The sequence below is a fragment of the Bradyrhizobium sp. CCGB12 genome (assembly GCF_024199845.1).
Lineage (GTDB): Bacteria > Pseudomonadota > Alphaproteobacteria > Rhizobiales > Xanthobacteraceae > Bradyrhizobium.
Genome location: NZ_JANADO010000001.1, coordinates 1 through 24,386, shown reverse-complemented (window position 1 = coordinate 24,386; position 24,386 = coordinate 1). Strand labels below are relative to the sequence as shown.

The window sequence follows — 24,386 nt, the reverse complement described above, 5'->3', positions numbered from 1 at the left end:
CCCTGTCGGCGAGGATGGCCACGGCCCGATGATGTCGGTTGCCGCAGCTCCAGACAAGCGGGCATTGCGCAAGGCTCATACGCAAGCTGCCCGCCGGGACCGCCCCAGCGCTGCAGCCTGGCTGGGCAGACTGCCTACCAGCTCGGCAGCACCGCGCCCTTGAACTTGGTCAGGACGAACTCCTTGACCTCCGGCGTGTGGTAGCTGTCCACGAGGGTCTTGACCCAGGGCTTGTCCTTGTCGGCGGTGCGCACGGCGATCAGGTTGACGTACGGGCCTTTCGGGTCCTCGCGCAGGATCGGATCCTTGACGGGATCGAGGCCGGCCTGCGTTGCATAATTGGTGTTGATCGCGGCGGCGTCGACGTCGTCGAGCGCGCGCGGCGCCTGCGCCGCATCGACCTCGATGAATTTCAGCTTCTTGGGATTCTCGGTAATATCGAGCACCGTCGGCTTGGAGCCGGTGCCATCCTTCAGCTTGATCACGCCCTTGTCGCGCAGCAGCAGCAGCACGCGGCCGCCATTGGTCGGATCGTTCGGGATCGAGACCTTGCCGCCCTCGGGAATGTCGGCGAAAGCCTTGTGCTTCTTCGAATACACCCCGATCGGGAAGTTCACGGTGAGCGCGACGGCCTCGATCTTGTAGCCGCGGTCGGCCTTCTGATTGTCGAGATAAGGCTGGTTCTGGAACGAATTGGCCTGGATCTCGCCGGCATCGAGCGCGGCGTTCGGCACGACATAGTCGGAGAATTCGATCAGCTGGATATCGAGCCCTTGCTTGGCCGCGATCGGCTTCACGGCCTCGAAGATCTGCGCGTGCGGTCCCGGCGTCACGCCGATCTTGATGGTCTCGGCGCTCGCGGCGGCCGGCCAGGCGGCGAGCACGGCCGAGAGGATCAGGGGGAGGCGAAACGACATCTTGGTCTCCGTAGGTCTGCGACAATGACTGGAACCGTATTCGCTTCTCCGCGAGGCGAAATCAATGAAATGGAAATCCATATTGGCCGGCCGCGGCGGGCGCACTTTCTCCATTCGGCATCAAACAGGAAACGAATTCACAGGTGGCGACGGTGCCTTTCGCCAGCGCGATGATCCGTTCGCCTCTCGGGCTTTCATCTGTGGCGTTTTCCCGACGACGGCAATGATTCTGTCGCCGGAGCAACACTCCGAAACTTGATGGATTTGCGCCTGGCGGGTTAGCGTCCCGGCGCGGCCTTAGAACTTCCCCAAGTTCGCTTAGCTCGCACTGGATCGCCGCCTGGGTATCTCAGGCGGCGGTCCAGTTAGCGCTTCGCTGCATCCGGGGCACGAGAGCGCAATGGGGCGCGCGCCTCTTCGGATCCATCATTCTTCAGTCGCCGTGTCAGATCACGGATACGTCTTGGCTGGTCCGGCCCGATAGCGTCGCTTGCCGCGCGGCGTAGGCTGACGCGGCGGTCGATGCCGGTGAATAATGCGCGAGGGATTCAGCGAGTTCCTCGGCCACCTCGGTGAGTTCCTTCATGACGGCGGCGCTGTCCGTTGCCTGACCGCCGGAGGAATGACGGACCTCGAACGAGATTCCATTGGGAAGATCGACGTGGATCTTGTCGACCCCGACCGTATCAGGCGCGTCGCCATTCTCCGCGCGATCGACGCCGGACGGTGGATGTCCCGACGTGTCTTGGCTCGCCATCCTCTGCACGAATTCCTCGATGGACTTGAGCATGCCACTGTCCAGGCCGCCACTACCGAAGTGGACGATGCCGATCGACATGCCATTCGGCAGATCGACTTTGACCTCGTCATACGGCGCGCCGTCATTCATCAGGGATGCGAACGCCGAGCTGCCGGTTTGCGAGCCCGCCGATTTCGCCTGGCCGGCGGACGAAGGCGAACTCGCCGCGCTTCCCCCGATGCTGCTCATGCCGTTGACGCTCATACAAGCACTCCATTGCAAACGCACGTTGTGCGTGCAATGCGCATGCCAGCCGACGGGGTCATTGCCATCAAGGACTTACTGCGAATTCCCGATGACTGCCGTGTCGCACCGGCAAATGTGTCCCGGCAGAAGCTGCCCACCTTGACCGCGGCGACGACGGCCCCGATCGCACGCCTTGGCCGCACGCGCCTCGCCATTTCGTCGCACGGCTTTGCTGCCTTGTGTCCATTGCCGCCTCGTCCGAGATGAAACATGATGGCGTACGAATGATGACGACGTTTCTTTGAGCTGGAGGTCAACCGATGAACGAGAACGAAATCCGTGGCTTGATCGCGGAGGTGAAGCAAGGCACGCTGTCGCGGCGCTCGTTCATCCAGAAAGTTGCGGCAATCGGGATCGCAGCGCCGATCGCAAGCCAGATCCTGGTCTGGAACGACGTCGCGATGGCGGACGCCACGCTGCAATACAAGCCCACCAAAGCCGGCGGCGGCGGCCCGCTCAAGATCCTGCTCTGGCAGGCCCCGACCCTGCTCAATCCGCATTTCGCGATCGGCACCAAGGACCAGATCGCCTCGCGCGTCTTCTTCGAGCCGCTCGCAGGCTGGGACAAGGACGGCAATCTCATCCCGTGCCTCGCCGCCGAGGTTCCGACCAAGGCGAACGGCGGCCTTGCCGCGGACGGCATGAGCGTGATCTGGAAGCTCAAGCAGGGCGTCAAGTGGCATGACGGCAAGCCCTTCACCGCCGACGACGTCGTCTTCACCTGGCAATACGCGGCGGATCTGGCCACGGCCGCGTACAGCACGGGATCCTACAAGGACATCAAGGTCGAGAAGATCGACGACCATACGGTCAAGGTGTACTTCAAGGCTCCGACGCCGTTCTGGGCCGACCCTTTCGTCGGCTCGGTCGGCCAGATCCTGCCAAAGCATCATTTCGGCGACTATGTCGGCGCCAAGTCGCGCGAAGCGCCGGCCAATCTGAAGCCGGTCGGCACCGGCCCGTACAAGTTCGTCGAGTTCAAGCCGGGCGACCTGATCCGCGCCGAACGCAATCCCGACTATCACGTCAAGAACCAGCCGCATTTCGACGCGCTCGAAGTCAAGGGTGGCGGCGACGCGGTCTCCGCGGCACGCGCTGTGCTCCAGACCGGCGAATACGACTATGCCTGGAACCTGCTGGTGGAGGAGGAAGTCCTCAAGCGCATGGAGGCCAGCGGGAAAGGCAAGGTCGACGTCACGCCCTCCGGCAACGTCGAGTTCATCATCCTCAACACCACTGACCCATGGACAGAGGTCGACGGCGAGCGCTCCAACGCCAAGACCAAGCACCCGACATTGTCCGATCCAGCCGTTCGCCGGGCGATCAACCTTTTGATCGATCGCGAGTCGATCCAGAAATTCATCTACGGTCGCGGCGGCATCGCGACCGGGAGTTTCGTGAACCAGCCTCCGCAGTTCAAGTCGGGCAAGCTCAAATATGCCTTCGACGTCGATCAGGCGAACAAGATCCTCGACGAGGCCGGCTGGAAGAAGGGTGCGGACGGCATCCGCGAGAAGGACGGCAAAAAGCTCAAATACGTCTTCCAGACCTCGACCAACGCCCCGCGCCAGAAGACGCAGGCCATCATCAAGCAGGCCTGCCAGAAGGCCGGCATCGAGATCGAGCTCAAATCGGTCACCGCATCGGTGTTCTTCTCGTCGGACGTCGGTAACCCCGACACCTACTCGAAATTCTATGCCGACATGGAGATGTACAACACGACGCAGCCGCAGCCCGATCCGGAGCGGTTCTTGAACCAGTGCGTCTCCTGGGAGATCGCGACCAAGGACAACAAATGGCTGGGCCGCAACATCTCGCGCTATTCCGATCCCGAGGCCGACAAGGCCTACAAGACCGCGCAGAACGAGCTCGATCCCGTCAAGCGCGCCGCGCTGCTGATCAAGGTGGACGAGATCTTCTGCGAGGCCAGCGTGTTCCTGCCGCTGCTCTCGCGCAACATCGTCGGCGCCGGCGTCAACAGCCTCATGGTCGACATCTCGGGCTGGGACGTCACGACCTGGAATCTGGCGAGCTGGTATCGTAGTTGACGCCGCAGGCGCGGGAGAACCGCGTCGAGACGGATTGCAACCTAGAGGTCCGGACGTGGCGCTGGGGACAGCGCCATGACGAGAGGATCGTGGCCGGGAGACGGATCATCCGATCGATGCCATAGCGCTCCGCAGGCACTCGGCATCAATGCACAGGCGAACCCGCACGATCTCTGTTCTTGCCTTCGGCGACCTCACGCTCGCACTCGGAGGCCGGACCTGTCATGCTCTTCACACACCGGGCCAGCGTCCGAAAGCCACACATTTGATGTCCTTCATCAAGAAGGCAGAAGCGATCGACATATGATTCCGGAGGTTCGAGCGTCCCCTCGGAAACTCCGATGATCGCCACGAGCGCACCACCGAGCATCAGCATCGAAATAACACGTCTGCGCCTCGACATCTCGGGTCTCCTGGTTTCGTCGTCCAGAACGGCATCGCTCGGTCGCCCAGCGCGGCTGTTGCTTCTCGTAAGCCGTTTGCTCGATGACCGATCTCATGCGCGCTATCGCGCGACGACCGCGACGATGGTTCTACAGAAGGTGAAGATGAAGCGGCCATAGAGTGCGCCGAACCCCAGCCCTGACGATGCCAGGCGATAGGAATTGCCGACGGCACGGGCAATCTCGAGCCAGCCCGTGACCTCATTGTGGGTAGCCGCCAGGTGAATGCCAGCCAGCGGCAGCATCAGGACCTGAAGGCCAACCTCGTTCATGACAGCGCGGCTCCGGCACGCGGCAAGGGCATGAATTGCGCGAGATGGGCGCTCCGCCATTGATAGGGCGTATCCCCGACGAACCGCTTGAACACCGTCGTGAAATGCGCCTGGGTCTGAAAGCCGACCGTCAGCGCGGTATCGACCAAGGAGACGTCGGCTCGCCTCAGCAGCTCCTGGGCGCGCTCGATCCGGCGCTTCAAGAGATATTCGTGAGGCCGCATCCCCACGGCCGCCCGGAACTGGGCGGCAAAGTGCATCCGGCTGAGCCCTGCAACGGCGGCGAGCTGCTCCAGGGTGATCTTCGCGCCCAGATTATCGTCGACATATTGCTGGACACGCTTGAGGCGCCATTTCTGCAAGGACCGCACGGTGCGGCACGTACGGCCTTCACGATCTTCGACATCAGGCTCGGCCTCGCTGCGTGGGAGCTGCCCGCTCGCGCGGCGGGTCAGGATGGCGAGACGCAACGCGTCGGCGAGAATGGCCGAATGGGGGTGGTGCATGGCTTCGGTGGCCGCAAGCGCATCCGAAAGTCGCCGCATCACGGGGTCCGTGAGCTCCCCTGCACCGCATTTGCGATCGGCCTCCAAGGACGCGCGCGCGAGACGCTTGGCGGAGACCCTGAAGCCGGACTCGCGAGCGGACCTCTGCATATCCGGCGCAGGCGCCTCGATGGCCAGGGCGACATCGAGATGAACCAGAGACAGCGTCGTCCCCTCCGCGCCGTGGTCGGAATATCCCGAGAGTTCGCGCCTGCGGCGATCGAGTTCCGGGACATCGATCGAGCCGATGGCATGATCGTTGGTGGTGAGCGGCTGTGACAGCTGTAGCGACATCGTCGAAGCTCCTTGTCCCGTTTCGATCGGGCGAAGCCTGGCCGGCTTGTCCGAACGTCATGGCAGCAGGGTAATTCGACGGGCCGCGCGCTCCATTCTACGCGCGGGTGGGACCGATAGGTTCTCGGGTTGATCGCATCATACCTAGGTATGATCGCGGCCCGGGAGCGACGGCTGGACATCTTCCCCGCATTGACGAACGGACCGGATGCGCTGTTCGATGCACCTGCGGTAAGTTGACGCGGCATCGATCGGCAATGTCGCGGAGAATCAGTGTTTTGAGAGGGATTGCCCGCCTCATCGGCCACTCCGCCTTCGGCGGTCAAGCGGTCTTCCAAGAGAGCACGAAAATCACGCGGCCGGATGTTGTCGGCGCGATCAAATCGCGGCATCAACGCCGCTGAAATGAAGCGAACGACGACCAGCGACGATGACGACTCCTGATCGGACCACGGGTTCGTCCATGGGCCGCGCCGGCCTGCGGCTCTGGTCCGCCGTCCTCGCCATCGCGGTGTTCCTGGTTGATGTCCTGACGCCGCTCGAGGGGGCGGTCGCCGTTCTCTATGTCGTTGCGATCCTGCTCGCGGCGAGGACGAACCGGCGCAACGACATCATCGTCGCCGCGACCGGCTGCGCCGTCCTGACGATCACGGCTTATCTGATCTCGCACGATCTCCAGCCCATCGGCTCCCCGGCCCTTCGTGCTCTGGTGAGCCTCGCGGCCATCGCCATCACCACGCTGCTTGCGCTCCAGAATCATGCCGCAACCGATCGCCTGGCGGCGCAGGCGCGCCTGCTCAACCTCTCCCATGACATGATCTTCGTCCGTGATCGTGCCGGCGTGATCAACTTCTGGAACAAGGCCGCAGAGCAAACCTATGGCTGGACAGCCGACGAGGCGCTCGGGCGGTCCGCCGACGAACTGCTGCAAACCACCTATCCCGACCAGCGCGAGGCGATCGAGGCCGCTTTGCTCGAAACCGGTCGGTGGGAAGGCAGAGTGGAGCAACGTACCAAGGCCGGCGTCACACTCGCGGTCGAGGCCCGCTGGGCCTTGCAGCGCGACCATCTCGGCAAGCCGGTCGGGGTGCTTGAAACGCTCACCGACGTCACGGATCGCGTGGCGGCGCACAGCGCGCTGGTGCAGAGCGAACAGCGATACCGCCGGATGTTCGACGCAAGCCGGGTCGGCGTGGTGGAGGAGGACTGGAGCGATGTGCGAGCCGCACTGAAGGCGCTGGAGCTGGGTGGAGCCGGCTTGCGCGACCATCTGGCGCGACATCCCGACGTCGTCCGCTGCGCCCGCCGGCTCGCCAGAATTACCGACGTCAATCCGGCCATGCAAAAGATGGCGGGAGCAGACGGCTATTCGGTCTTCATCGCGAACGTGGACAGGCTCCTCGGCGAGAACGACCGCAGCTTTCTCGGCGCATTGCTGGCATTCGCGGAAGGAGAGCCCTTCTACGAAGGGGAAACCGAGATCGTCAGGCTCGACGGACGCAAGGTTCCGGTGCTGTTCACGATCACCTTTCCGACCGAGCCGGATGGAGACCGCAACGTGCTCGCCTTCGTCGTCGACGTCACCGAGCGCAGGCAGGCCCAGGATGCGCTGCTCGCGGCGCAGGCGGACCTTGCGCATGCGGCGCGTGTCGCCACCCTCGGCGAGCTCAGTGCCTCCATTGCCCACGAGGTGAATCAGCCGCTGGCAGCGATCGTCACCAGCGGCGAAGCCGGCTTGCGGTGGCTGCGGCGCGACGTGCCCGACCTGAAGGAGGTCGGAACCACGATCGGTCACGTTGTCGCTCAGGGACGGCGAGCCAGCGAGATCGTGACCCGGATCCGGAATTTCCTGAAGAAGGCACCGCCCCAGCAGGATGTGCTGCAAGTCAGCGAGATCATCGAGGAAGCGACCTCCCTGGTCGCGCGCGAGTTCGCGAAGGACGACGTCGTCCTCGCCATCGAGACGGAACCTGGCTTGCCGGCGATCCGCGGCGACCGGATCCAGCTTCAGCAGGTCCTCGTCAATCTGCTGGTCAATGCCGGCCAGGCCATGTCGGGCGAATCCGGTTCCCGCATCGTCACGCTGCGCGCCGGCACCGTCGATGGCGAGAACCTCGCCATCACGGTGCAGGACAGCGGCCCCGGTATCCGTCCTGACGACCTGCCGCGTCTGTTCGATCCATTCTTCACGACGAAGCACGGAGGGATGGGCATGGGACTTGCGATCTGCCGAACGACCGTGGAAGCTCACGGCGGCCAGTTGTCGGCAGAGAGCATCCCCGGCTCGGGAGCGACATTCCGCCTGATACTGCCATTCAGCCAACAACACACCTCGCCATGACACGACCAAGCCAAGCCCATCCGCCGGGCCGCCCCTCCAGTTCAGTGGTCATCATCGTCGATGACGACGCAGGCATTCGCGCCTCGCTCGACAGCCTGTTCCGGTCCGTTGGTCTCGAGACGCGCCTCTTCGCCTCGCCGGCCGAACTGCTCGGCGCCACGCTGCCTGACGGCCCCGGCTGCATCGTGCTGGACGTGAGGCTTCCGGGTGTGAGCGGGCTCGACCTACAGGGCCAATTGACCCGGCAAGGCATCAAATATCCCATCGTCTTCATGACCGGCCATGGCGACATTCCAATGTCGGTGCGCGCCATGAAGGCCGGTGCGGTCGATTTCCTCTCCAAGCCGTTTCGCGACCAGGACATGCTCGATGCCGTGACGGCGGCGCTCGAGCGCGATGCGCAACATCGTGCCGAGGCCGCGACGAAGGAGGATATCCAAGCCCAGTACGAGACCTTGACCGCGCGCGAGCGCGAGGTGATGGGCCATGTCACCGCCGGGCTGATGAACAAGCAGGTCGCAGGCCTGATCGGGCTGAGCGAGATCACGGTCAAGATCCACCGCGGAAACGTCATGCGCAAGATGGGGGTTCGGTCGCTGGCCGACCTCGTTCGCAAGGCCGAGGCGCTCGGGGTTTCCCAGACCCGCAAGGCTACGGATCAAACCTGAGTATAATTTCGTCGGGACTACCCGGCGGGGCATAAGGTGCCATCAGCCGCGCAACGGGAGATATCCTCCTTGTGGAGCACCGCGGCCAGGATGTGTCTCAATGGCCAGGACCCCGGTGATTGCGATCGTTGACGACGACGAAGGCGTTCGCACGTCGCTCGCAAGCCTGGTGCGTTCGCTCGGCTATGAGGCTCACGCCTACGAGTCCGGGGTCGATTTCCTGCGACAACCGCCGGGAAACGACCCGGAATGCATGATCGCCGACGTCCAGATGCCGGTCATTACCGGCGACGAGCTGCAGGCGCAGCTGGTTGCCTCCGGCCGCCGTTTCCCGATCATCTTCATGACCGCGTTTCCGAGCGAAACTGTGCGGCAGCGCGTGATGGCGGCTGGCGCGCACTGCTATCTCGGCAAGCCCTCGAGCGGCGACGAGATCATCCGCTGCCTCGAAGAGGCGCTGGCGGGCCACGCACCGCAATAACTTCTCCCTTCATGAACGTGCCGGCCGTCTTCGGATGCCTGACGTGCATTTCGGCAATCAGGTTGATGGCCCGGAAATACCGGCTGGCAGCGCAAATCACATAGTCGCGTGAAGTCACGACATGGGCGGTGCCACTTGCGCCGCCGAAGGACGCTGCGCGATGCAAGTGAACTCCACTGGCGCCGCCGCCGAGGCGCGCCCACTGGTCTTCGCCGGCTTCCCGGCGAGTTCCTGGGTTTTCGCGCTGCGCGTATGGCTGGCGGCCCTCATTGCGCTCTATGTGAGCTTTTGGCTCGAGCTCGAATCGCCATCGACGGCGGCCCTGACGGTTGCAGTCCTGGCACTGCCCACACGCGGCCAAGGCATGGAAAAGGCCGGCTACCGGCTGCTCGCGACCGCAATCGGCGTGACGGCATCGATCGCGATCGCCGGCATGTTTTCCCAGACCGGCGGTCTGCTGCTCGCGGCATTCGGCATCTGGGTCGGACTCTGCGTCTATATGGCGGGCATGCTGGATGGGAACCGCGCCTATGCGGCGGCTCTCTGCTGCATCACCGTTGCCCTGATCGCCATCGAGCAGATCGACAGCCCGCTGCAGGTGTTTTCCACCGGCGTCGCGCGCGGCGCCGCCATCGGCATTGGCGTCCTTGCGGTGGCTCTGGTCAACGAGGTGCTGGCCGCACCGGACTATCATCCGGTGCTCGCAAGCCGCCTCGAGGCGCTGCATCGCCGCGTCATGGATCTTGCACGAGGCGCCATCCGCGGCGAAGCTGCATCCACGCAGGACACGGCGAACCTGCTGCATGACATCGTGGCGCTGCGTCCGGAGATCGTGAGCCTCACCGCGGAATCGAGCGTCGGCACGGCGAGAACGGCGGCCGCGCGTTCCGCCATGGTGGACCTCGTGAGCGAGCTGGCGCTCGCACGCGCATTCGCGGCGCTGCCGGCCGAATCGACAACAGTGCCGGACGATCCCGATCATGGTGGCTTCGGCCTGCTGACGATTGCCCGGACTCACCTGCGCAGCGAGATCGCGCACAGGAATGCCGACGTGCGGCGCAGCCTCGAGGCCATGCGGGCCGGAACGCAGCCGTTGCGGCAGTGGCGCGCTCCGCTGTACCGGTCGCGTCGCATCGCCGCCGAAGGCGCGGTCAGGGCCGCGATCCACTTCATGCTCGTTGCAATCATCTTCGTGATGGCGGGTTGGCCGACCACGGAGCTATGTCTCGCGCTCGCCGCGGTCATCATCGGCTTGAGCTCGACGGCTCCGGATCCACGCGGCTTCACGATGCGGGCGGTCTTTGCCACGCTGCTGGCCTGTCCGCTGGCCGGGCTCTTGAAGTACCTGGTCTTCAACGGCGTATCCGAGTTTCAGCTACTGGCGATCGGCCTCGCGCCCGCCGTGATCGGCACGGCGCTCCTGATGAGTTTGCCGAGTCCTGCACTGTCGTCGTTCGGCCGGCTCGTGCTCGTTTTCACGCTCGCCGTGCTCGCGCCGAGCAACCCGCAGAGCTACGATCCCGAGGTGTTTCTGGTGGCGTGCCTGTTTGTTCAGCTTTCCGCGGTGCTGGTGTTTGCGGCGCAGCTCGTGCTGCCGTCCCTGTCGAGCGATCGGCAGATCAGCTTGCTGCTGGGCACGGCGCATCGCGAGCTGAACCACCTGGTCTCAGGACAAGCTCGGCATCTTGCGCCCGAGGAAGCCGCGTTTCGCGATGCCGCGCGCATCGGGCAGGTCGTGACGGCCAGCGGCGGCTCGCCGACCAACCAGCAGGTCGTCGCAGAGGCCATGCGCAACTTCGACCAGGCAGCAGCCCTGCGAAGGTGCCGCGCCGAGCTGGACCGGCTGGCGACAGGGCCGCTCGCCGACGCGGCACGCGCCGCCGGAGCCGCCCTCGTCTCTCGGAATAGCCCCACCATCCTGTCTGCTGCCGAGGCGTTGCGCCAAGCAGCATCGCAACGCCGCCTCTCCGTCGAGCCGATCCTTGCCACGCTGGTTTCTACCAGCGTCTCCTTCGGAGCGCAGCCGGCTCTCGCCGGGCCCAATACGGAGAAGCAGCCATGACGAACACGTATCGTGAACTGGTCGTCGGCGGCGTCCTCATCACTCCCATCGTATCCTATGCGATCGCGGCGCTGGTGGCATTCCTGTTGCTTCGCCCAGTGCTGCGGTTTGTTGGATTTGCCAGGATTTTCAGCAACCCGTCGCTGGCCGAGCTCAGCCTCTACGTGGCGATGTTCGGGTTGCTCGCCTTGTTGTTCTAGTGAGAAGAGCCATGGGTATTGCCCTGCCCCAAGATTCAGCATCAGTCGACGAGGACGCGACGGCGACCAACGCGCGAGCAGGCGCCGACCATTCCGACCTTGAAGAGCCCATGGCGCGCAACACCGGCGATGAAGCGTCCCGGCAGGCCACGTCATCCACGACAGCACGGCGCAGGACGATCGGACGGTCGATGGCCGGGGCCGGCAAGCAACTTGCGACCCTCGGCATCGCGCTGGTCGCCGTCTTGATCGCAATCGCGACGTGGGAGCATTACGTGACCGCGCCCTGGACGCGCAATGGCAGCGTTCGCGTGCAGGTCGCCAATGTCGCGCCGCAGATCCCGGGCAAGATCGTGGAGCTGCGGGTGGCCGACAACCAGTTCGTCCACAAGGGCGACGTTCTCTACGTCATCGATCCCTTCGACTTCGATGTAGCCGTCCGCATCGGCAAAGCGCTGGTCGACCAGCGGGCGGCGGATCTGGAAGTGAAGCAGGCCGAGTTCGACCGGCGTCAGCACCTGTCGAATCTCGCCACGACGCCGGAGGAGCAGCAGATCTTTGCCGGCAATGCGGCGCAGGCCAAAGCTGCCTTCGAGGCGGCGGCGCACCAGCTCGCACAGGCGGAGCTGAACCTGAAGCGGACCAAGGTGGTCAGCCCCGTCGACGGTTACGTCACCAACCTGCTCCTGCGCGTGGGCGACTATGCCACAACCGGCGTGAGCAACATCTCCGTCATCGATTCCAACAGCTTCTGGATCGATGGTTATTTCGAAGAGACCAAGATGGCGCGCGTCTGCGTCGGCGATCGCGCGGAGGCGCAGCTGGTCGGCTATTCCAGGCCCATCCTCGGACACGTGAAGACCGTCACGCGCGGCGTCAGCGTATCGAACGCCGCAGCGGGCACACAAGGCCTGCCCAATGTCGATCCGATCTACACCTGGGTGCGGCTTGCCCAGCGCGTTCCGGTTCGCGTCGCCATCGACACGGTGCCGCCGGATGTACCGCTCGTCTCAGGCATGACGGCCACGGTGACGATCCGGCAGCCCGATGCGGACGATCGGCAAACCTGGTCGGAACGGCTCCGCGCGGCCCTCGTCGACCCCATCTTCGATGCGTTCGGCGCTGGAGATCCGCCCCGCCCAGATTGCCTCCGGTCCACATCCCGACAGCCTCCCGAGATCAGCGCGCTTCCCTACGCGCGGGTGCCCGCGATTCCGTCGGCAGAGAAGATCGCACCTGGCCTCACGCCCGGCATCGATACCTCGCCTCGCCTGCCCTGAACCGGCGGGCTTGCCGATCGGATGTGGCGTGCGCGGTATCGCGATCCTCATCACGGCCGCGCGGGGTCATGAAAATCGGAACTCAAGCGCAGCCCCTTGATTTTACTTCCCTATTCGACAATTTGCGACCTCCGGCCGCACCTGCCGCATTCGCAAAATCTAACACGATTTAAGCAACTCTAACGGGCCTTGCGACAGCATCGGACCTATCGTTCGAGCATGGACCAATGACATCCGGCTGCCGTCTCGGCGCCAGCTGGATCAAGGACGGGACGAACGATGTTCACCGATATGCAAGCGGCGAGCGCCCGGTTGACGTATCAACCCAGCCCTCGCGAACCGGATTTTCCTCAGGGGTCACGCGCATTCTCCCTTGAGCGAAGATGGCGCCAGCCCGAGCAACGCACGGGCCATGCGCGCCAGGACATCATGATCTCGCGTTGGACCTACCCGCAGGCGGGCGTCAGGCGGGAGGAAGCGACGACGCCTCCCGACCGATACTTCTTCGCCATCGCCCTGAAGACGACCCGTCTCAAGCTGACCAGAGGTGCTCAAACCATATTCGATGGCATCATGCCGGCGGGCACGCTCTATGTCGGCGCGCCGTCGAAGCAGCTCTGCGCACAGTTTCATGCGCCATGCGACTTCCTGCACTTCCACGTCCCCGCCAATTGCCTTCCGTCTCCGGAACCGGGAAGAGATCCGGTCACGCCCGATGGCCTGAACGATCTCGTTCTGCTGCGCGACCCGTTCGCCGGGCAACTCGCAAAGGCGCTGACCGAACACGGCCATCTGGTCGACCAGGAATTCGTGCGCTGCATCGCTCAGACTCTGGCGATGCATGTGGCCCGGCGCGAACTGCCGCGCACGAAGGTCAACGCCCTACCGAAATGGCGTCTCCGCCGCATCGAGGAATATGTCAGGACACATTTCGACCACGGCATCAGCCTGTCGGATCTTGCCGGCGTCGCCGGATTATCGCGGATGCACTTTGCGGCGCAGTTCCGGGCCGCGACCGGATACCGGCCGCGCGAATACCTGCTGCATCAGCGCATCGAGCATGCAAAATCCCTGCTGTTGAATTCCGAGACACCCTTGGCCGAGGTGGCGCTGGCGGTCGGCTTTTGCACGCAGGCGCATTTCTCCACCGTCTTCAAGCGGATTACGGGCGACACCCCGGCACGCTGGCGATGCGCCAGCCGGAACGCGCTGGTCTCGCCCGGGCCGGCTGCGGACGATCCGGCTTCGGGGCGCAGCGCCGTGTCTCGTGTCCTGCCGGCGGACCTTTCGTGAATCATGCGAAATGAGAAACAGCATGGTTACTTGAAATACTTCTCCCGTCCGATCGGCGATGATGCAGATGTTAGTGACTGAGACCCCAAGTCACGGCTCGCGCCTCTCCTCCCAGGCCTACGAGCATGAGGGCCGTCCTTTTCCCCCCAAAGGACGGCCCCTTTTTTTCGGGCGCATCGCGCGCCGCTCGAAGCCGGAAGGAAGCAGCTGAAGCGCCTATTCGCCGAGATGGCGCGCAAGCCACGTGCGCACGCCCTCAAGACTCCTGAAATCATCCAGCGAACGTGCCGGAAGATCGGGCCAGATGCCCGCAACCATCCTGCTCAACGCATGTCCCGGTCCAAGTTCGAGAAACGGCGTGGCGCCCGCCTCCAGACAGGCTTGCAGGCAGCTTTCCCACTGTACGGTTTGCGATGCCTGCGCGGCGAGCTTGTCGAGCCCCGCCTCGGCGGAGACGATGGGAGCGCCGTCGATGCCGCTCAGGACGCGCGCGCCGCCGGCCGGCGGGAACGCCACGGATGCCGACCGCAGGATCTCGCGAAACACGGCCGAGGCTTCGGCGAGCCGTGGGGTGTGGGAGGCAACCTCGACAGGCAGATCGACGATCCTTGCTGCATGCATCGCCTTCGCATCCAAGGCAATCGCGTTCAATGCCTCCCGGCGACCACCGATCACAAAGGCATCGCCGGGATTGACGATGGCGATCGCCGCACCGTAGCGCTCACAAAGCCGGTCGGCGTCGTCGCGCGAAAGGCCGCGCACGAAGACCAGTCCATCGCCGACGCGTGTGACCGCATCCATGGCTTCTGCCCGGCGCGCGACGATGTCGAGCGTCACCGCCGGTTCGAACAAGCCGCCCACGCCCCAGGCTGCGACCTCGCCGACGCTGTAGCCGGCGACGATGACGCCATTCGGAACGGCATCGCCGAGTGCCGCCGCGGCGGCCAGCGCCTGCAAGGTGCACATGATCTGGCCAGGACGGTTGTGATGTAGAGCTTCGTCGGTTTCGCTGTGCACGAGGTCACGCGGATCCCTGCCTCCCAGCAATGTCGCCGCCCGTCCGAACAAGTGCGCAGCTTCCGGCGCATCACGCGTGAGGGCGAACATCTCCCGATGCTGCCTGCCTTGTCCTGGGCACAGGAGCGCGAGCGTCATTGTGCTGCCTAGTGCGGAAAGAGCACGGCGATCGCGATCGCCAGGATTACGATGCTAAATCCGGTTGCTCGCAACGAGGGCCTGTACCGACACATCGGGCCGCGACGTCTCAAACAACCCGCGCGCGGCAAAATACCAGGCCGGCCGCATAGAGCACCAACATCGTTGCGCCGAGCACCCATCAGGATTGCATTGGACATCATCGGTCCGGCGCGTCATGGGCGTCGACGAAGAGCGACATGGCAAGAAGGTCGGCCGATCCACCCGGACTGAGACGACGAGCGACGAAGTCTTGATGGATCGACCGCGCGCGTGCACGCCAGCCCTCTGTTCGCACGCCGCCGGCGTCGATGAACTGGCGCGCCGCGCGATGCGCAAAGCGAAGCCCGTCGAGCCCACCGCGATGCAGCAGGTTGGTGTCTTCCACGGACGCAATCAGGGCAAAGCACGCCTCGACCCGAGCTGCTTCCGCATCCGCTGACGCGGCGGATATCGTCCGCCGCAAGGCGGGCAAGCCGATCCGGTAGATGCTGGGAAATCCGTTCGCCGCCTCGAGACGGGCGCCGCCCGCACGAAAGCGGCGCCGCACCGCGCTGCCATGGCTGTGCAGCAGCAGCGGACCGTCGAGGATGCCGGTGCCCCAGAGGCTCGCTACGACGTCGCCGAGCGGCAGCGCCGGATCGACCAGCCCGCCGGCCTTCGCACCGGCCGCCGCGCACAACAGGCCGAGCCCGAAGATCGCGCCACGATGGGTGTTGACGCCCGAGGTCGCTGCAAACATGGCGCGCTCGGCTTCGAGGCCGATGATCCGCAGCCGTCCCATGCCGCAACCGCGCGCGCCCGCATCGGCAAGGCATTGAAGATAAGGCTTGATCGCCGCGGCGCTGCGGCGAAACGTATCGGCATCCATGTCGTCGTGGCTGCCATTGTCGATGTGGCTCACGAGCCCCGGCTTCGGCCAGGTTTCCAGCTCCATGACGAGACAATCGGCGGCAAGATCGCCGATTGCGGTGACATCGGACGCAATTCGCGCCCGGCGTGGAGCGAGCGGTTCAGCGCCTCGCAAAGCTGCGGTGATCATGATCCCGTCGCTCCCGAAATGAACCGGTCCCTGTCCAGAAGGGTCACGCCCGCGATGCTCTTGACCAGAAGCTCGCTCGCACCTGCACTGAATTCGCGCCAGTTTACCGCGGCGCCATCGGCGCGCATCAGCTCGCCATCGAGCCGCATCGGTGCTTCGATCTCGATCGCAGCCAGATCGGCGACGAGACGATCCAGATCGGTTTCGGGGCGCGTCTCGAACAGGAGGTCGATATCCGAGCTCGCGGTTACGTAGCCGAGCCCGGTCATCTTCTCCCATGCAAGGCTGCCAAACACGCGCGCGTGCGCCGAATGGCGAAGCGCGAGCTCATCGAGCCGATCGAGCGTCGGCCGCCAGCACGGCGGTGCGGACGCACGCGCTTCCTTCAGCGACGGGGGCCTCGCAACTGCGACGATGTCATCGAAGCCGGCGAGAAAGGAAAGCCGCTTCTTGCCGGCAGAGGGGGGCAACGGCAGGCCCAGTGCGAGACCGTCTGTCTCGGATGGCAGCGCGCGACGCCTGATCGTCGGCCATCCCAGTTCCGCCCAGTACAGGACAAGGGGATCGCAGGCGAGATCGCCGTGCGTGGCGAGCATCGCGCGCCATCCTTCAGGGCTGACAAAGACGAGGTCGTGACGGCCGGCCGGCCGCTCAGCGGATTTGCAGGGCGAGGTCACGAACGCGCTCCGCAATATCGGCGGCCTTCGGCCGGCCATTCCGCGCCTTGCCGAGCGCGTCGCGCCGATCATGCACGGCCGGCATGGCCGCGAGCAGCGCCTCCAACTGGCCGGCGAGTGGGGCGGTGTCGCTCCAGATCATGTGAACGGCGCCCATCTGTTCGAGATTGGACAGACCCGGGGCAAAGACCGGGGTCGATTTCGCCTTCTGCTCGAGGGCCTCCATCGACAGCTTGGTCACCCTCGCCATCGACGGCAGGTCCATCACCGCGGGGGCGGCGCCGGGCAATCCGACCAGCACGCGGGTCGCAAGGCCCGTCGCAAGCAGGGCTCCCGCCGCCGAATGGCCGTAGAGAAGGCCGATGGTCGGGCGGCCGTTCATATCCGCATGGATCAGCACCTTCGCCAGATGCGCCAAGAATTCGTTGAGCCCGAGCAACTCGTCACGCTTGCTCATACGCTGGCTGTCGCTGTCGACCAGCACCAGGATCGGTCCCGTTTCCCGATCGATCGACTCAAGGACATGTCCGGACAGCCTGATCGCCTCGTCGACGCCGAGCGCGGTCCGATCCGCAACGCCAATGACGAGCATCCTGCCGCCGGACCGCAGCGTCGCCGAGCCGGCAATGACGCCGCCATCGTTCCTGACCTCATGGCCGTCGGGAAACAGCGAGGCGAGAATGTCATCGAGCGTCATGGCTGTTCCTCCCGATCCTGTTGACGAGCGCAATGAACTGGTCGGCCGGCAATTCCGGCACCGTGTCCGCATGCGCAATACCTTCGGCGGTCCAGATGTCGATCGCGTCTTCGCAAGCACCGAAGCGGCGCAGCCTGTCAGTCAGACGCGCCTGCTCGGCCTTCAGCCGATCGAGATCGAAGGCGCCGATCGAGCCGATCAGCTCGAGCGCGGCCTCGCGAAAATCCTGCACCGTGTCGTCGACGAAGACGTCGGCCGCACCGAGCAGCCGCCGGTGCTTGCCGCCCATCGTGCGCCAGACCAGCGCCCGGTCGCGCGCGTCGAATTCCTCGACGCCGCGATTGGTCTCGATCACCTCAGGGCCCGAGACCGCGATGCGCCCCGGCTCCGACACGGCGAGCGCGGAGCAGCAGCCCGCAATCAGGCCACCGCCGCCATAGCAGCCGGAGCGCCCACCGATCAGGCCGATGACTTTCACGCCGCCGCTTCGCGCCTCCATCACTGCTCGCATGATCTCGGCGATGGCGAGCTCGCCTGCATTGGCTTCCTGCAGCCGGACGCCGCCAGTGTCGAACAGGATCAGGACGGGGATCGTGCCGATCTCACGCGCAGCGCGGAGCAACCCCGTCAGCTTGGCGCCGTGCACCTCGCCGAAGGCACCGCCCATGAAGCGCCCTTCCTGCGCGGCGACAAACACCGGCGCGCCATCGAGACGGCCATGACCAACGACGATGCCGTCGTCGAACTGCTCGGGCAGATCGAATATCTTCAGATGTGGACTGACCTCGCGCTGTTCCGGCCCGATGAACTCGGCGAAGCTGCCGGCATCCAGCAGCAGCTCGAGCCGCCTGCGCGCCGACGCCTCGTTGAAGCTGGTGCTGCGGGCCCGTTCGGCGGGGGCGATGTCCTTGAGCGGGGCGGTCATTGGCCGTTCTCCGCGATCGAGCGCACCGCCTGCGCCAGCCGAAGCGACACCGTGTCGGGACGCGCGCCGCCATCATTGATGGAGAACTTCAGTCCGCCCGGTGAAAAGCGCTCGACGAAGTCATCGACCACGGCGTTCCAGACCTCGCCAAAACCCACCGCCGCGGTCCTGATCTCGACCGCGCATTGCGCATCCGGCAATACGCGCTCCACCAGAACTTCCAGATTGCCCGAGGCAACCACGCCGACGATCGCGCTCCGCCTGGTGCCATCCGCGCGTGCGCGAACCCGGTGTTGAAAGCTGAGATCTTCCATGATCCGTCCTCACCAGTTCCTGAATTTCGACGGCGGCGCGTAGAGCCCGCCCGACCAGCGTACGAGATCCTTGATCGAGCGTGCCGCCAGCAGGCTGCGATCGGCGTCGAGCGGATTGATGCCGAGATCTTCGGGCCGTCGGATCACGCCACGCTCGCGCAGGCGCGCGACCATGGCGCGATCTCGCCTTCGGCCGACGTCGGTGTAGCCGGCGACCCCGCGGATCGCCTGCTCGCGCTCCTGCGCGGTGCGGCAGAGCAGGAGGTTGGCCACGCCTTCCTCTGTCACGATATGCGTGACGTCGTCGCCATAGATCATGACGGGCGCGAGCTCGAGCTTCAGCTTCTCCGCGAGCTCGATCGCATCGAGTTTCTCGACGAACAGCGGCACGTTCTTGTCGCCAAAGGTCTCACCGATCTGCACCACCAGCTTGCGGCCGCGGCGCATCAGGGCCGAGCCGTCGGGATCGGCCTCCGCGCCGGCCTTCAGCCAGGGCGCGCTCGGGTGACGCCGCCCGCGCGCATCCGCACCCATGTTCGGGGCCCCGCCGAACCCGGCGATGCGCGAGGTGGTGACGGTCGACGAGTTTCCCTCGAGATCGAGCTGTAGGGTCGAGCCGATAAACATGTCGCAGGCATAGAGCCCGGCGGTCTGGCAGAAAGCGCGGTTGGAGCGCAGTGAACCATCAGGACCGGTGAAGTAGACGTCGGATCGGGCGCGGATGTAGTCATCCATGCCGACCTCCGAGCCGAACGAGTGAATCTGCCGGACCCAGCCTGACTCGATCGCAGGAATGAGCGCGGGATGCGGGTTCAGTGCGAAATGGGTCGCGATCCTGCCCTTGAGCCCGAGCCGCTCGCCGAAAGTCGGCAGCAGGAGTTCGATCGCGGCCGTGCTGAAGCCGATGCCGTGATTGAGCCGCTGCACGCCATAGGGCGCATAGACACCCTTGATGGCGAGCATCGCGGTCAGGATCTGTCCCTCGGTGATCGCGGCCGGATCACGCGTGAACAGCGGCTCGACAAAGAACGGCCTGTCCGACTTGACGATGAAATGGACGCGGTCCGCGGGGATGTCGACCCGGGGAACCTGCTCGACGATCTCGTTGACCTGGGCGATCACGACACCGTCCTTGAACGCCGTCGCCTCCACCACGGTCGGCGTATCCTCGGTGTTCGGACCGGTGTAGAGGTTTCCGTCGCGATCGGCGCTGACGGCGGCGATCAGCGCGACGTGCGGCGTCAGGTCGATGAAATAGCGGGCGAACAGCTCGAGATAGGTGTGAACCGCGCCCAGCTCGATCTTGCCACCGAACAGCATGCGCGCGATGCGGGCCGATTGCGGCCCGGAATAGGCATAGTCGAGCTTCTTCGCGACCCCGCGGTCGAACAGGTCCAGATGCTCTGGGAGCACGACGCCCGACTGCACCATGTGCAGATCGTTGACCCTAGAGAGATCGACGGCGAGGAGCGCGCGGCTGAGCAGATCGGCCTGCTTCTGGTTGTCGCCTTCCAGGCAGACCCGGTCGCCGGGCCGTATCACGGCCTCCAGCAAACGCGTAGCGTCGCGGGCGTCCACGATCTTGCCACGAGCGAGTCCTGCGCCTGCGGCGATGCGGGCATCACGCGCGGCGCGGTTGTTTTGCCAGCTCGTCATGACCTTGGCTCCTCGGCGCGCCTCACCGTCACGGTCCAGTCCGCGACGGTTGCTGGTCGTCTCGATCAGATTCATGAAACACTCCCGATGCAGTCAGGCCGGCGGGAGTGCTGTCTCTCCCGCCGTCCCTCCTTCCGCCGGCCGTACGTCAGGACCGGCAAAAAGCGTCGTCAGCGGGCGGCCTGTTGATCGATGCTGCGTGCGGCCCGGGTGATGACAGCCGCCACTTCCTTCGGATGCGATTCGTAGACCGAGTGGCTCGCGCCCGGGATCACCGTGGTGTGGCTCTTGGCACGCTCGTAGTACCAGCGTTCCAGGTCAGGATTGATGATCTGATCGCCGCCGGCAACGATGCCCCAGCTCGGCTTGGTCTTCCACGCCGCCGCCGTCAGCGGCGTGCTGAACACCTGTACCGCGGCCGGGACCTGGGAGCGTGCGACGAACTCGGCGCGCTCACGCGGCAGATCGGGCGCGAACAGTTTCGGGAATTGCACAGGATCGAGATAGGTGAACTTGTCGGGCGTGACCTTGATGACGCCTTCGGTCTTTCCAAGCACGCTCGGTGTCTTCTTGCCCAGTGCCGATTCGTCCTCGCCGATGTCGGGCGCGTGCGCGGCGACGTAGACGAGGCCAACGACGCTGGGATGAACGCCCGCCTCGGTGATGATCGAGCCGCCATAGGAGTGGCCGACGAGAAGCGTCGGGCCGTTCTGGAGATCGAGGATCCGTTTCGCTGCCGTGACGTCATCGGCGAACGACGTTTCCGGCTCCTGGACCATGGTGACATGGAAACCTTCCTTGGTCAGGATCTCGTAAACCGGCTTCCAGCCGGATGCATCCACCCAGGCGCCGTGGACCAGGACGATGTTCTTCAGGGGCTCCGCATGCGCCGCGTCGAGGGTCGCGAATAGCGAAACGGCGGCGGCAAAGGCAAGGCAGGCGTTGCGAGATTTCATGTCGGGATCACTCCGGGTTGGAATGGCGCGACACTAGGTCGAGACCCGTCAGGCGTATTTCCGCAAACAACTATCCTTGCCACTTCGCACGCCGGGACACGCTAATCGCGGCAACGGCCACTCGTGCTTTCCCAGAACTCGACTTAGCTATGCGCGCATCCCGCATGCACAGGATCAAATCAATGACCGCCACCGCAAAATGCCAAATTGCGCTCCTCATCCTTCTGTGCGCAGCATCACCGGCCCGTGCAGGCACCTGCGCGGATGAGATCGATCGCACACAAGTGCAGCTGGATCAGGCCATAGAAAAGGACGCCGGCTCGCACGGCTGGAAGCCGGAGAGCCTCAACGCACTGCGCAATTATCAACCGACGCCTCGCTCACTCGCCAAGACCGAGGGTCGCGAGGGCATCGATTTCACGAAGGCGTTGGATTCGCTTGATCGTGCTCGCGCTGCCGATCACATCGGTGACATGACCACGTGCCGCCGGGAACTGGCCCAAGCACGGGCCATTCTGAGGTAGCGAAGGATTGAGCACTGAGGCCCGCGCAGCGAGGGGCGCAGCTCCGGTGCGAATGCTTGACCTGTTCGTGCAGCCCGGGAGCGGGACGTGCGTTCTGGAAATACCCGCGCTCCGGGTGACCTTCGGAATGACGGCGGAGAAGCTGGTGACAGTGACACCCCGACACCAGCGATGGCTTGAGGCTGCGGCGATATGTCCTGAAGCTCACATTGTCACAACGTGCGTTTTGGCAAAAAGCTTGCGAGAAGGGAAAAGACTGATTTTCCGCGGCGCGATAGCAACGTCCATCTCATTCAACGCTCCGAGCGCCCCGGCTCGGGAATTGGTCTCATGCTCGGCGACTATCTCTTGGATTTCTTCGATCTGCCGGCCTGGTCCGACCGACCGCGATTTGCGACATGACGGTGGAGGATCGGAAATTGGCTGCGCCGGCCGAACAGCTCGATGGCTCGGCCGGACGCCGTGGCGTCCTCGGCAATGCCGCGTTTTGGGTGCTGGGAAGCGTCGCATTGAGCGGGTTGTCGATCACCTGCTTCCTGCTTGGGTTCAACTTCGCCACCAGCGCTTTCGCCCTTCTGGTCGCCATTGTCCTGGTGTCGCTGCTCGGCAGCATCGTGTCGTCAGTGATCTTTTCGACCGTCGCGGTCGGCTGGCTGATCTACCTGTTTGTCGCCCCCGTGCATTCCTTTGCGGTGAGCGCGCTACAGGACGTCGCCGCCCTGACCGCCTTTCTCGTCACCTCGCTGGTGATCGTGACCTTGTTGCATCGGCTCGGGCGAGAAGACGCGTTGCGACGACGTCAGGCCGCCTATCTCGCCGAAGCCCAGAAGCTCAGCCATACCGGCAGCTTCGGCTGGAACATTGCTAGCAGGGAGCTGTTCTGGTCCGATGAGACCTTCAGGATCTTCGATCTCGATCCGAAGCTGCCGCCGTCGCTCGAACTCGTCCTGAAGCGCACGCATCCCGACGATCTCAACACCGTCCGTGAAGCCGTCCAGCGCGCCGCGCAGGACAGGGAGGATCTTTCCCTGGAGCACCGGCTTTTGCTGGACGATGGCTCGGTCAGGTACATCCGCGTGATCGCCCACGGAATGGCCAACAAACGCGGGCAGTTCGAGTACGTCGGTGCGGTGATGGACATCACCGGGCAGAAGAAGGCCACGACCGAACTGGAGCGGAGCGAACAGCGTTATCGCCAGCTGTTCAGCCGAATGCCGATCGCGCTCCGGCAGCTCGACGCCAGCAAGCTGGTGGTGCTGTTCGGGAGGTTGCGCGCAGAAGGGGTCGAGGATCTCGGCAGCTATTTCGACAGCCATCCCGATTTCCTCCAGACCTGCATGGAGGCGCTCTCGTTTCAAGAGGCCAACGAACGGGCTATCCAGATGTTCGGCGGCGACTATGCCGGACGTTCCATGGCCGACACCTGGAGGGAGCGGCCGGATACTTTCCGGCGCGCCATGGAATCCCGCTTTCGCGGCGAGGCGAGCTTCGAGGAAGAGACCAGGATGGTGACCTGGGACAACCGTGTCCTCGATGTTCTCTTTACGACGGCGCGCGTCGGTCCGGTCAATGATCTCGAGCTGAGCCTCGTCGGCACGATCGACATTTCCCAACGTGTTCGCGCCCAGGAGAGGCTTCGGCAGGTGCAGGCGGAGTTCGCGCATGCCGCGCGGATCTCGATGCTCGGCGAGCTCACCGCCTCGATCGCCCATGAGGTCAACCAGCCGCTGGCCGCCATCACAACCAATGCCGCAGCCGGCCTGCGCTGGCTGAACAGGCCCAATCCCGACATGGCCGAGGTGCGCAAGGTGATCGAAAATACGGCTACGGATGCCAAACGCGCCGCAAGCATCGTCGCGCGCGTTCACGGGATGGCAACCCGGAAGGGGCCGGAGCGGATCCTGCTGTCGCTCGACGACGTCGTTCGGGAAGCCGTGCTGTTTCTTCGACATGAAATGGAGTCTCGCGACGTCGCGATCCAGCACCGTCCCGATCCGGCAGCGCCATGGGTGCGCGGCGACCGCACCCAGCTCCAGCAGGTGATCGTCAATCTGGCGATCAACGCTGCGCAGGCAATGACCCAGGCGGGCAGCGAAAACCGCAGGATCGTCATCACCACGGTCTCGCCGGATGCGAGCACGCTATGCTGCTCCGTGGAGGACAATGGCCCGGGCATCGACCCCGAACATGTCGGTCGGCTCTTCGAAAGCTTCTTCACGACCAAGGAGAGCGGCCTGGGCATGGGACTGCCGATTTGCCGGTCCATCGTCGAAACGCATGGCGGCCGGATCAATGCCGAGGGCAAGGGCGCTGTTGGAGGCGCGCGGTTCTGGTTTACGCTGCCGATTTCCGGCTCGACGCATTCGACTTGATCCGGCCGGAAAGGCGCGGATCGAAGCCCTTCCGTCTATTGGTCCGTTGCGGCGCCGGAGGTGTCCGAGCGCACCAGACGGATCGGAACACCCTTGAACGACGGCGTGAAGCTGATGGGATCGCGGGCATAGAGCGGGAC

Annotated in this window: 24 protein-coding genes; 11 read left to right on the top strand and 13 right to left on the bottom strand. The window is 64.6% G+C overall.

The window, feature by feature from the left end; genetic code table 11:
• Nucleotides 1-134: 134 nt before the first annotated feature.
• Nucleotides 135-917: a MetQ/NlpA family ABC transporter substrate-binding protein gene (locus NLM27_RS00120; protein ID WP_254141401.1), complete on the bottom strand. Its 783-nt coding sequence runs from the start codon at nucleotides 915-917 to the stop codon at nucleotides 135-137.
• Nucleotides 918-981: 64 nt separating this feature from the next.
• On the opposite strand from NLM27_RS00120, the gene NLM27_RS00115 reads away from it, so the two are divergent.
• Nucleotides 982-1,176 carry a hypothetical protein gene (locus NLM27_RS00115; RefSeq protein ID WP_254141400.1) on the top strand — a complete coding sequence of 65 codons (195 nt, stop codon included), beginning with the start codon at nucleotides 982-984 and terminating at the stop codon, nucleotides 1,174-1,176.
• A gap of 186 nt (nucleotides 1,177-1,362) precedes the next feature.
• On the opposite strand, the gene NLM27_RS00110 is transcribed toward NLM27_RS00115, so the two are convergent.
• Nucleotides 1,363-1,920 (bottom strand): hypothetical protein, encoded by a 558-nt coding sequence (locus NLM27_RS00110; protein ID WP_254141399.1) that lies wholly within the window; start codon nucleotides 1,918-1,920, stop codon nucleotides 1,363-1,365.
• Nucleotides 1,921-2,222: 302 nt separating this feature from the next.
• Here NLM27_RS00110 and NLM27_RS00105 point away from each other — a divergent pair, with 302 nt between their 5' ends.
• The gene (locus NLM27_RS00105) at nucleotides 2,223-4,010 is read left to right on the top strand and encodes a peptide ABC transporter substrate-binding protein (protein WP_254141398.1); all 1,788 of its coding nucleotides are present in this window, start codon (nucleotides 2,223-2,225) and stop codon (nucleotides 4,008-4,010) included.
• Nucleotides 4,011-4,155: 145 nt separating this feature from the next.
• Here NLM27_RS00105 and NLM27_RS00100 read toward each other — a convergent pair whose 3' ends face one another.
• The 3 genes from NLM27_RS00100 to NLM27_RS00090 all read right to left on the bottom strand — a co-directional run bounded on the left by NLM27_RS00100 (nucleotide 4,156) and on the right by NLM27_RS00090 (nucleotide 5,564).
• Nucleotides 4,156-4,413: a hypothetical protein gene (locus NLM27_RS00100; protein ID WP_254141397.1), complete on the bottom strand. Its 258-nt coding sequence runs from the start codon at nucleotides 4,411-4,413 to the stop codon at nucleotides 4,156-4,158.
• A gap of 102 nt (nucleotides 4,414-4,515) precedes the next feature.
• On the bottom strand, nucleotides 4,516-4,725 hold the full coding sequence (locus NLM27_RS00095; protein WP_254141396.1) for a hypothetical protein: 210 nt from the start codon (nucleotides 4,723-4,725) through the stop codon (nucleotides 4,516-4,518).
• Nucleotides 4,722-5,564 carry an AraC family transcriptional regulator gene (locus NLM27_RS00090; RefSeq protein ID WP_254141395.1) on the bottom strand — a complete coding sequence of 281 codons (843 nt, stop codon included), beginning with the start codon at nucleotides 5,562-5,564 and terminating at the stop codon, nucleotides 4,722-4,724. Before NLM27_RS00090 ends, NLM27_RS00095 begins: the two co-directional genes overlap by 4 nt.
• A gap of 430 nt (nucleotides 5,565-5,994) precedes the next feature.
• On the opposite strand from NLM27_RS00090, the gene NLM27_RS00085 reads away from it, so the two are divergent.
• The 7 genes from NLM27_RS00085 to NLM27_RS00055 all read left to right on the top strand — a co-directional run bounded on the left by NLM27_RS00085 (nucleotide 5,995) and on the right by NLM27_RS00055 (nucleotide 13,889).
• Nucleotides 5,995-7,905, top strand: a complete 1,911-nt coding sequence (locus tag NLM27_RS00085; RefSeq protein WP_254141394.1) for an ATP-binding protein — start codon at nucleotides 5,995-5,997, stop codon at nucleotides 7,903-7,905.
• The gene (locus NLM27_RS00080; protein WP_254141393.1) at nucleotides 7,902-8,573 is read left to right on the top strand and encodes a response regulator transcription factor; all 672 of its coding nucleotides are present in this window, start codon (nucleotides 7,902-7,904) and stop codon (nucleotides 8,571-8,573) included. The genes NLM27_RS00085 and NLM27_RS00080 overlap by 4 nt, the downstream gene beginning before the upstream one ends.
• Nucleotides 8,574-8,673: 100 nt before the next feature.
• On the top strand, nucleotides 8,674-9,054 hold the full coding sequence (locus NLM27_RS00075; protein ID WP_254141392.1) for a response regulator transcription factor: 381 nt from the start codon (nucleotides 8,674-8,676) through the stop codon (nucleotides 9,052-9,054).
• Nucleotides 9,055-9,214: 160 nt separating this feature from the next.
• Nucleotides 9,215-11,116: an FUSC family protein gene (locus NLM27_RS00070; protein WP_254141391.1), complete on the top strand. Its 1,902-nt coding sequence runs from the start codon at nucleotides 9,215-9,217 to the stop codon at nucleotides 11,114-11,116.
• Nucleotides 11,113-11,316 (top strand): DUF1656 domain-containing protein, encoded by a 204-nt coding sequence (locus tag NLM27_RS00065; RefSeq protein WP_254141390.1) that lies wholly within the window; start codon nucleotides 11,113-11,115, stop codon nucleotides 11,314-11,316. Before NLM27_RS00070 ends, NLM27_RS00065 begins: the two co-directional genes overlap by 4 nt.
• Before the next feature lie 191 nt (nucleotides 11,317-11,507).
• On the top strand, nucleotides 11,508-12,596 hold the full coding sequence (locus tag NLM27_RS00060) for a biotin/lipoyl-binding protein (protein WP_375142308.1): 1,089 nt from the start codon (nucleotides 11,508-11,510) through the stop codon (nucleotides 12,594-12,596).
• A 279-nt stretch (nucleotides 12,597-12,875) separates the two neighbouring features.
• A complete protein-coding gene (locus NLM27_RS00055; RefSeq protein WP_254141388.1) occupies nucleotides 12,876-13,889 on the top strand; it encodes a helix-turn-helix domain-containing protein in 1,014 nt (337 codons plus the stop codon).
• Nucleotides 13,890-14,105: 216 nt separating this feature from the next.
• On the opposite strand, the gene NLM27_RS00050 is transcribed toward NLM27_RS00055, so the two are convergent.
• The 8 genes from NLM27_RS00050 to NLM27_RS00015 all read right to left on the bottom strand — a co-directional run bounded on the left by NLM27_RS00050 (nucleotide 14,106) and on the right by NLM27_RS00015 (nucleotide 21,350).
• On the bottom strand, nucleotides 14,106-15,044 hold the full coding sequence (locus NLM27_RS00050; protein ID WP_254141387.1) for a malonate decarboxylase subunit epsilon: 939 nt from the start codon (nucleotides 15,042-15,044) through the stop codon (nucleotides 14,106-14,108).
• A gap of 199 nt (nucleotides 15,045-15,243) precedes the next feature.
• Complete coding sequence (gene mdcB, locus NLM27_RS00045) at nucleotides 15,244-16,125, bottom strand: triphosphoribosyl-dephospho-CoA synthase MdcB (protein ID WP_254141386.1); 882 nt, start codon at nucleotides 16,123-16,125, stop codon at nucleotides 15,244-15,246.
• A complete protein-coding gene (gene mdcG, locus NLM27_RS00040; protein ID WP_254141385.1) occupies nucleotides 16,122-16,802 on the bottom strand; it encodes a malonate decarboxylase holo-[acyl-carrier-protein] synthase in 681 nt (226 codons plus the stop codon). Before mdcG ends, mdcB begins: the two co-directional genes overlap by 4 nt.
• Complete coding sequence (gene mdcE, locus NLM27_RS00035) at nucleotides 16,777-17,499, bottom strand: biotin-independent malonate decarboxylase subunit gamma (RefSeq protein ID WP_254141384.1); 723 nt, start codon at nucleotides 17,497-17,499, stop codon at nucleotides 16,777-16,779. Before mdcE ends, mdcG begins: the two co-directional genes overlap by 26 nt.
• Nucleotides 17,486-18,424, bottom strand: a complete 939-nt coding sequence (locus tag NLM27_RS00030; RefSeq protein WP_254141383.1) for a biotin-independent malonate decarboxylase subunit beta — start codon at nucleotides 18,422-18,424, stop codon at nucleotides 17,486-17,488. Before NLM27_RS00030 ends, mdcE begins: the two co-directional genes overlap by 14 nt.
• Entirely contained in the window at nucleotides 18,421-18,738 is a 318-nt protein-coding gene (gene mdcC / locus NLM27_RS00025) for a malonate decarboxylase acyl carrier protein (RefSeq protein ID WP_254141382.1), read from the bottom strand. The genes NLM27_RS00030 and mdcC overlap by 4 nt, the downstream gene beginning before the upstream one ends.
• Before the next feature lie 9 nt (nucleotides 18,739-18,747).
• On the bottom strand, nucleotides 18,748-20,394 hold the full coding sequence (mdcA, locus tag NLM27_RS00020) for a malonate decarboxylase subunit alpha (protein ID WP_254148715.1): 1,647 nt from the start codon (nucleotides 20,392-20,394) through the stop codon (nucleotides 18,748-18,750).
• A 170-nt stretch (nucleotides 20,395-20,564) separates the two neighbouring features.
• Nucleotides 20,565-21,350, bottom strand: a complete 786-nt coding sequence (locus tag NLM27_RS00015) for an alpha/beta hydrolase (RefSeq protein WP_254141381.1) — start codon at nucleotides 21,348-21,350, stop codon at nucleotides 20,565-20,567.
• A 182-nt stretch (nucleotides 21,351-21,532) separates the two neighbouring features.
• Here NLM27_RS00015 and NLM27_RS00010 point away from each other — a divergent pair, with 182 nt between their 5' ends.
• Nucleotides 21,533-21,874, top strand: coding sequence for a hypothetical protein (locus NLM27_RS00010; RefSeq protein ID WP_254141380.1), 342 nt, complete (start codon nucleotides 21,533-21,535; stop codon nucleotides 21,872-21,874).
• 398 nt (nucleotides 21,875-22,272) lie between these two features.
• Nucleotides 22,273-24,246, top strand: coding sequence for an ATP-binding protein (locus tag NLM27_RS00005; RefSeq protein WP_254141379.1), 1,974 nt, complete (start codon nucleotides 22,273-22,275; stop codon nucleotides 24,244-24,246).
• The last annotated feature ends 140 nt before the right edge of the window (nucleotides 24,247-24,386 follow it).

What these genes read in the sequence shown, in the direction of transcription:
- NLM27_RS00090 (WP_254141395.1), bottom strand. Translation starts at nt 5,564, where the DNA reads ATGTCGCTACAGCTGTCACAGCCGCTCACCACCAACGATCATGCCATC.
- mdcB (WP_254141386.1), bottom strand. Translation starts at nt 16,125, where the DNA reads ATGATCACCGCAGCTTTGCGAGGCGCTGAACCGCTCGCTCCACGCCGG.
- NLM27_RS00120 (WP_254141401.1), bottom strand. Translation starts at nt 917, where the DNA reads ATGTCGTTTCGCCTCCCCCTGATCCTCTCGGCCGTGCTCGCCGCCTGG.
- NLM27_RS00070 (WP_254141391.1), top strand. Translation starts at nt 9,215, where the DNA reads ATGCAAGTGAACTCCACTGGCGCCGCCGCCGAGGCGCGCCCACTGGTC.
- NLM27_RS00115 (WP_254141400.1), top strand. Translation starts at nt 982, where the DNA reads ATGAAATGGAAATCCATATTGGCCGGCCGCGGCGGGCGCACTTTCTCC.
- NLM27_RS00005 (WP_254141379.1), top strand. Translation starts at nt 22,273, where the DNA reads ATGACGGTGGAGGATCGGAAATTGGCTGCGCCGGCCGAACAGCTCGAT.
- NLM27_RS00105 (WP_254141398.1), top strand. Translation starts at nt 2,223, where the DNA reads ATGAACGAGAACGAAATCCGTGGCTTGATCGCGGAGGTGAAGCAAGGC.
- NLM27_RS00095 (WP_254141396.1), bottom strand. Translation starts at nt 4,725, where the DNA reads ATGAACGAGGTTGGCCTTCAGGTCCTGATGCTGCCGCTGGCTGGCATT.
- NLM27_RS00080 (WP_254141393.1), top strand. Translation starts at nt 7,902, where the DNA reads ATGACACGACCAAGCCAAGCCCATCCGCCGGGCCGCCCCTCCAGTTCA.
- NLM27_RS00015 (WP_254141381.1), bottom strand. Translation starts at nt 21,350, where the DNA reads ATGAAATCTCGCAACGCCTGCCTTGCCTTTGCCGCCGCCGTTTCGCTA.
- NLM27_RS00060 (WP_375142308.1), top strand. Translation starts at nt 11,508, where the DNA reads ATGGCCGGGGCCGGCAAGCAACTTGCGACCCTCGGCATCGCGCTGGTC.
- NLM27_RS00030 (WP_254141383.1), bottom strand. Translation starts at nt 18,424, where the DNA reads ATGACCGCCCCGCTCAAGGACATCGCCCCCGCCGAACGGGCCCGCAGC.
- NLM27_RS00110 (WP_254141399.1), bottom strand. Translation starts at nt 1,920, where the DNA reads ATGAGCGTCAACGGCATGAGCAGCATCGGGGGAAGCGCGGCGAGTTCG.
- mdcC (WP_254141382.1), bottom strand. Translation starts at nt 18,738, where the DNA reads ATGGAAGATCTCAGCTTTCAACACCGGGTTCGCGCACGCGCGGATGGC.
- NLM27_RS00065 (WP_254141390.1), top strand. Translation starts at nt 11,113, where the DNA reads ATGACGAACACGTATCGTGAACTGGTCGTCGGCGGCGTCCTCATCACT.
- NLM27_RS00055 (WP_254141388.1), top strand. Translation starts at nt 12,876, where the DNA reads ATGTTCACCGATATGCAAGCGGCGAGCGCCCGGTTGACGTATCAACCC.
- NLM27_RS00075 (WP_254141392.1), top strand. Translation starts at nt 8,674, where the DNA reads ATGGCCAGGACCCCGGTGATTGCGATCGTTGACGACGACGAAGGCGTT.
- NLM27_RS00050 (WP_254141387.1), bottom strand. Translation starts at nt 15,044, where the DNA reads ATGACGCTCGCGCTCCTGTGCCCAGGACAAGGCAGGCAGCATCGGGAG.
- NLM27_RS00010 (WP_254141380.1), top strand. Translation starts at nt 21,533, where the DNA reads ATGACCGCCACCGCAAAATGCCAAATTGCGCTCCTCATCCTTCTGTGC.
- NLM27_RS00085 (WP_254141394.1), top strand. Translation starts at nt 5,995, where the DNA reads ATGACGACTCCTGATCGGACCACGGGTTCGTCCATGGGCCGCGCCGGC.
- mdcA (WP_254148715.1), bottom strand. Translation starts at nt 20,394, where the DNA reads ATGACGAGCTGGCAAAACAACCGCGCCGCGCGTGATGCCCGCATCGCC.
- mdcE (WP_254141384.1), bottom strand. Translation starts at nt 17,499, where the DNA reads ATGACGCTCGATGACATTCTCGCCTCGCTGTTTCCCGACGGCCATGAG.
- NLM27_RS00100 (WP_254141397.1), bottom strand. Translation starts at nt 4,413, where the DNA reads ATGTCGAGGCGCAGACGTGTTATTTCGATGCTGATGCTCGGTGGTGCG.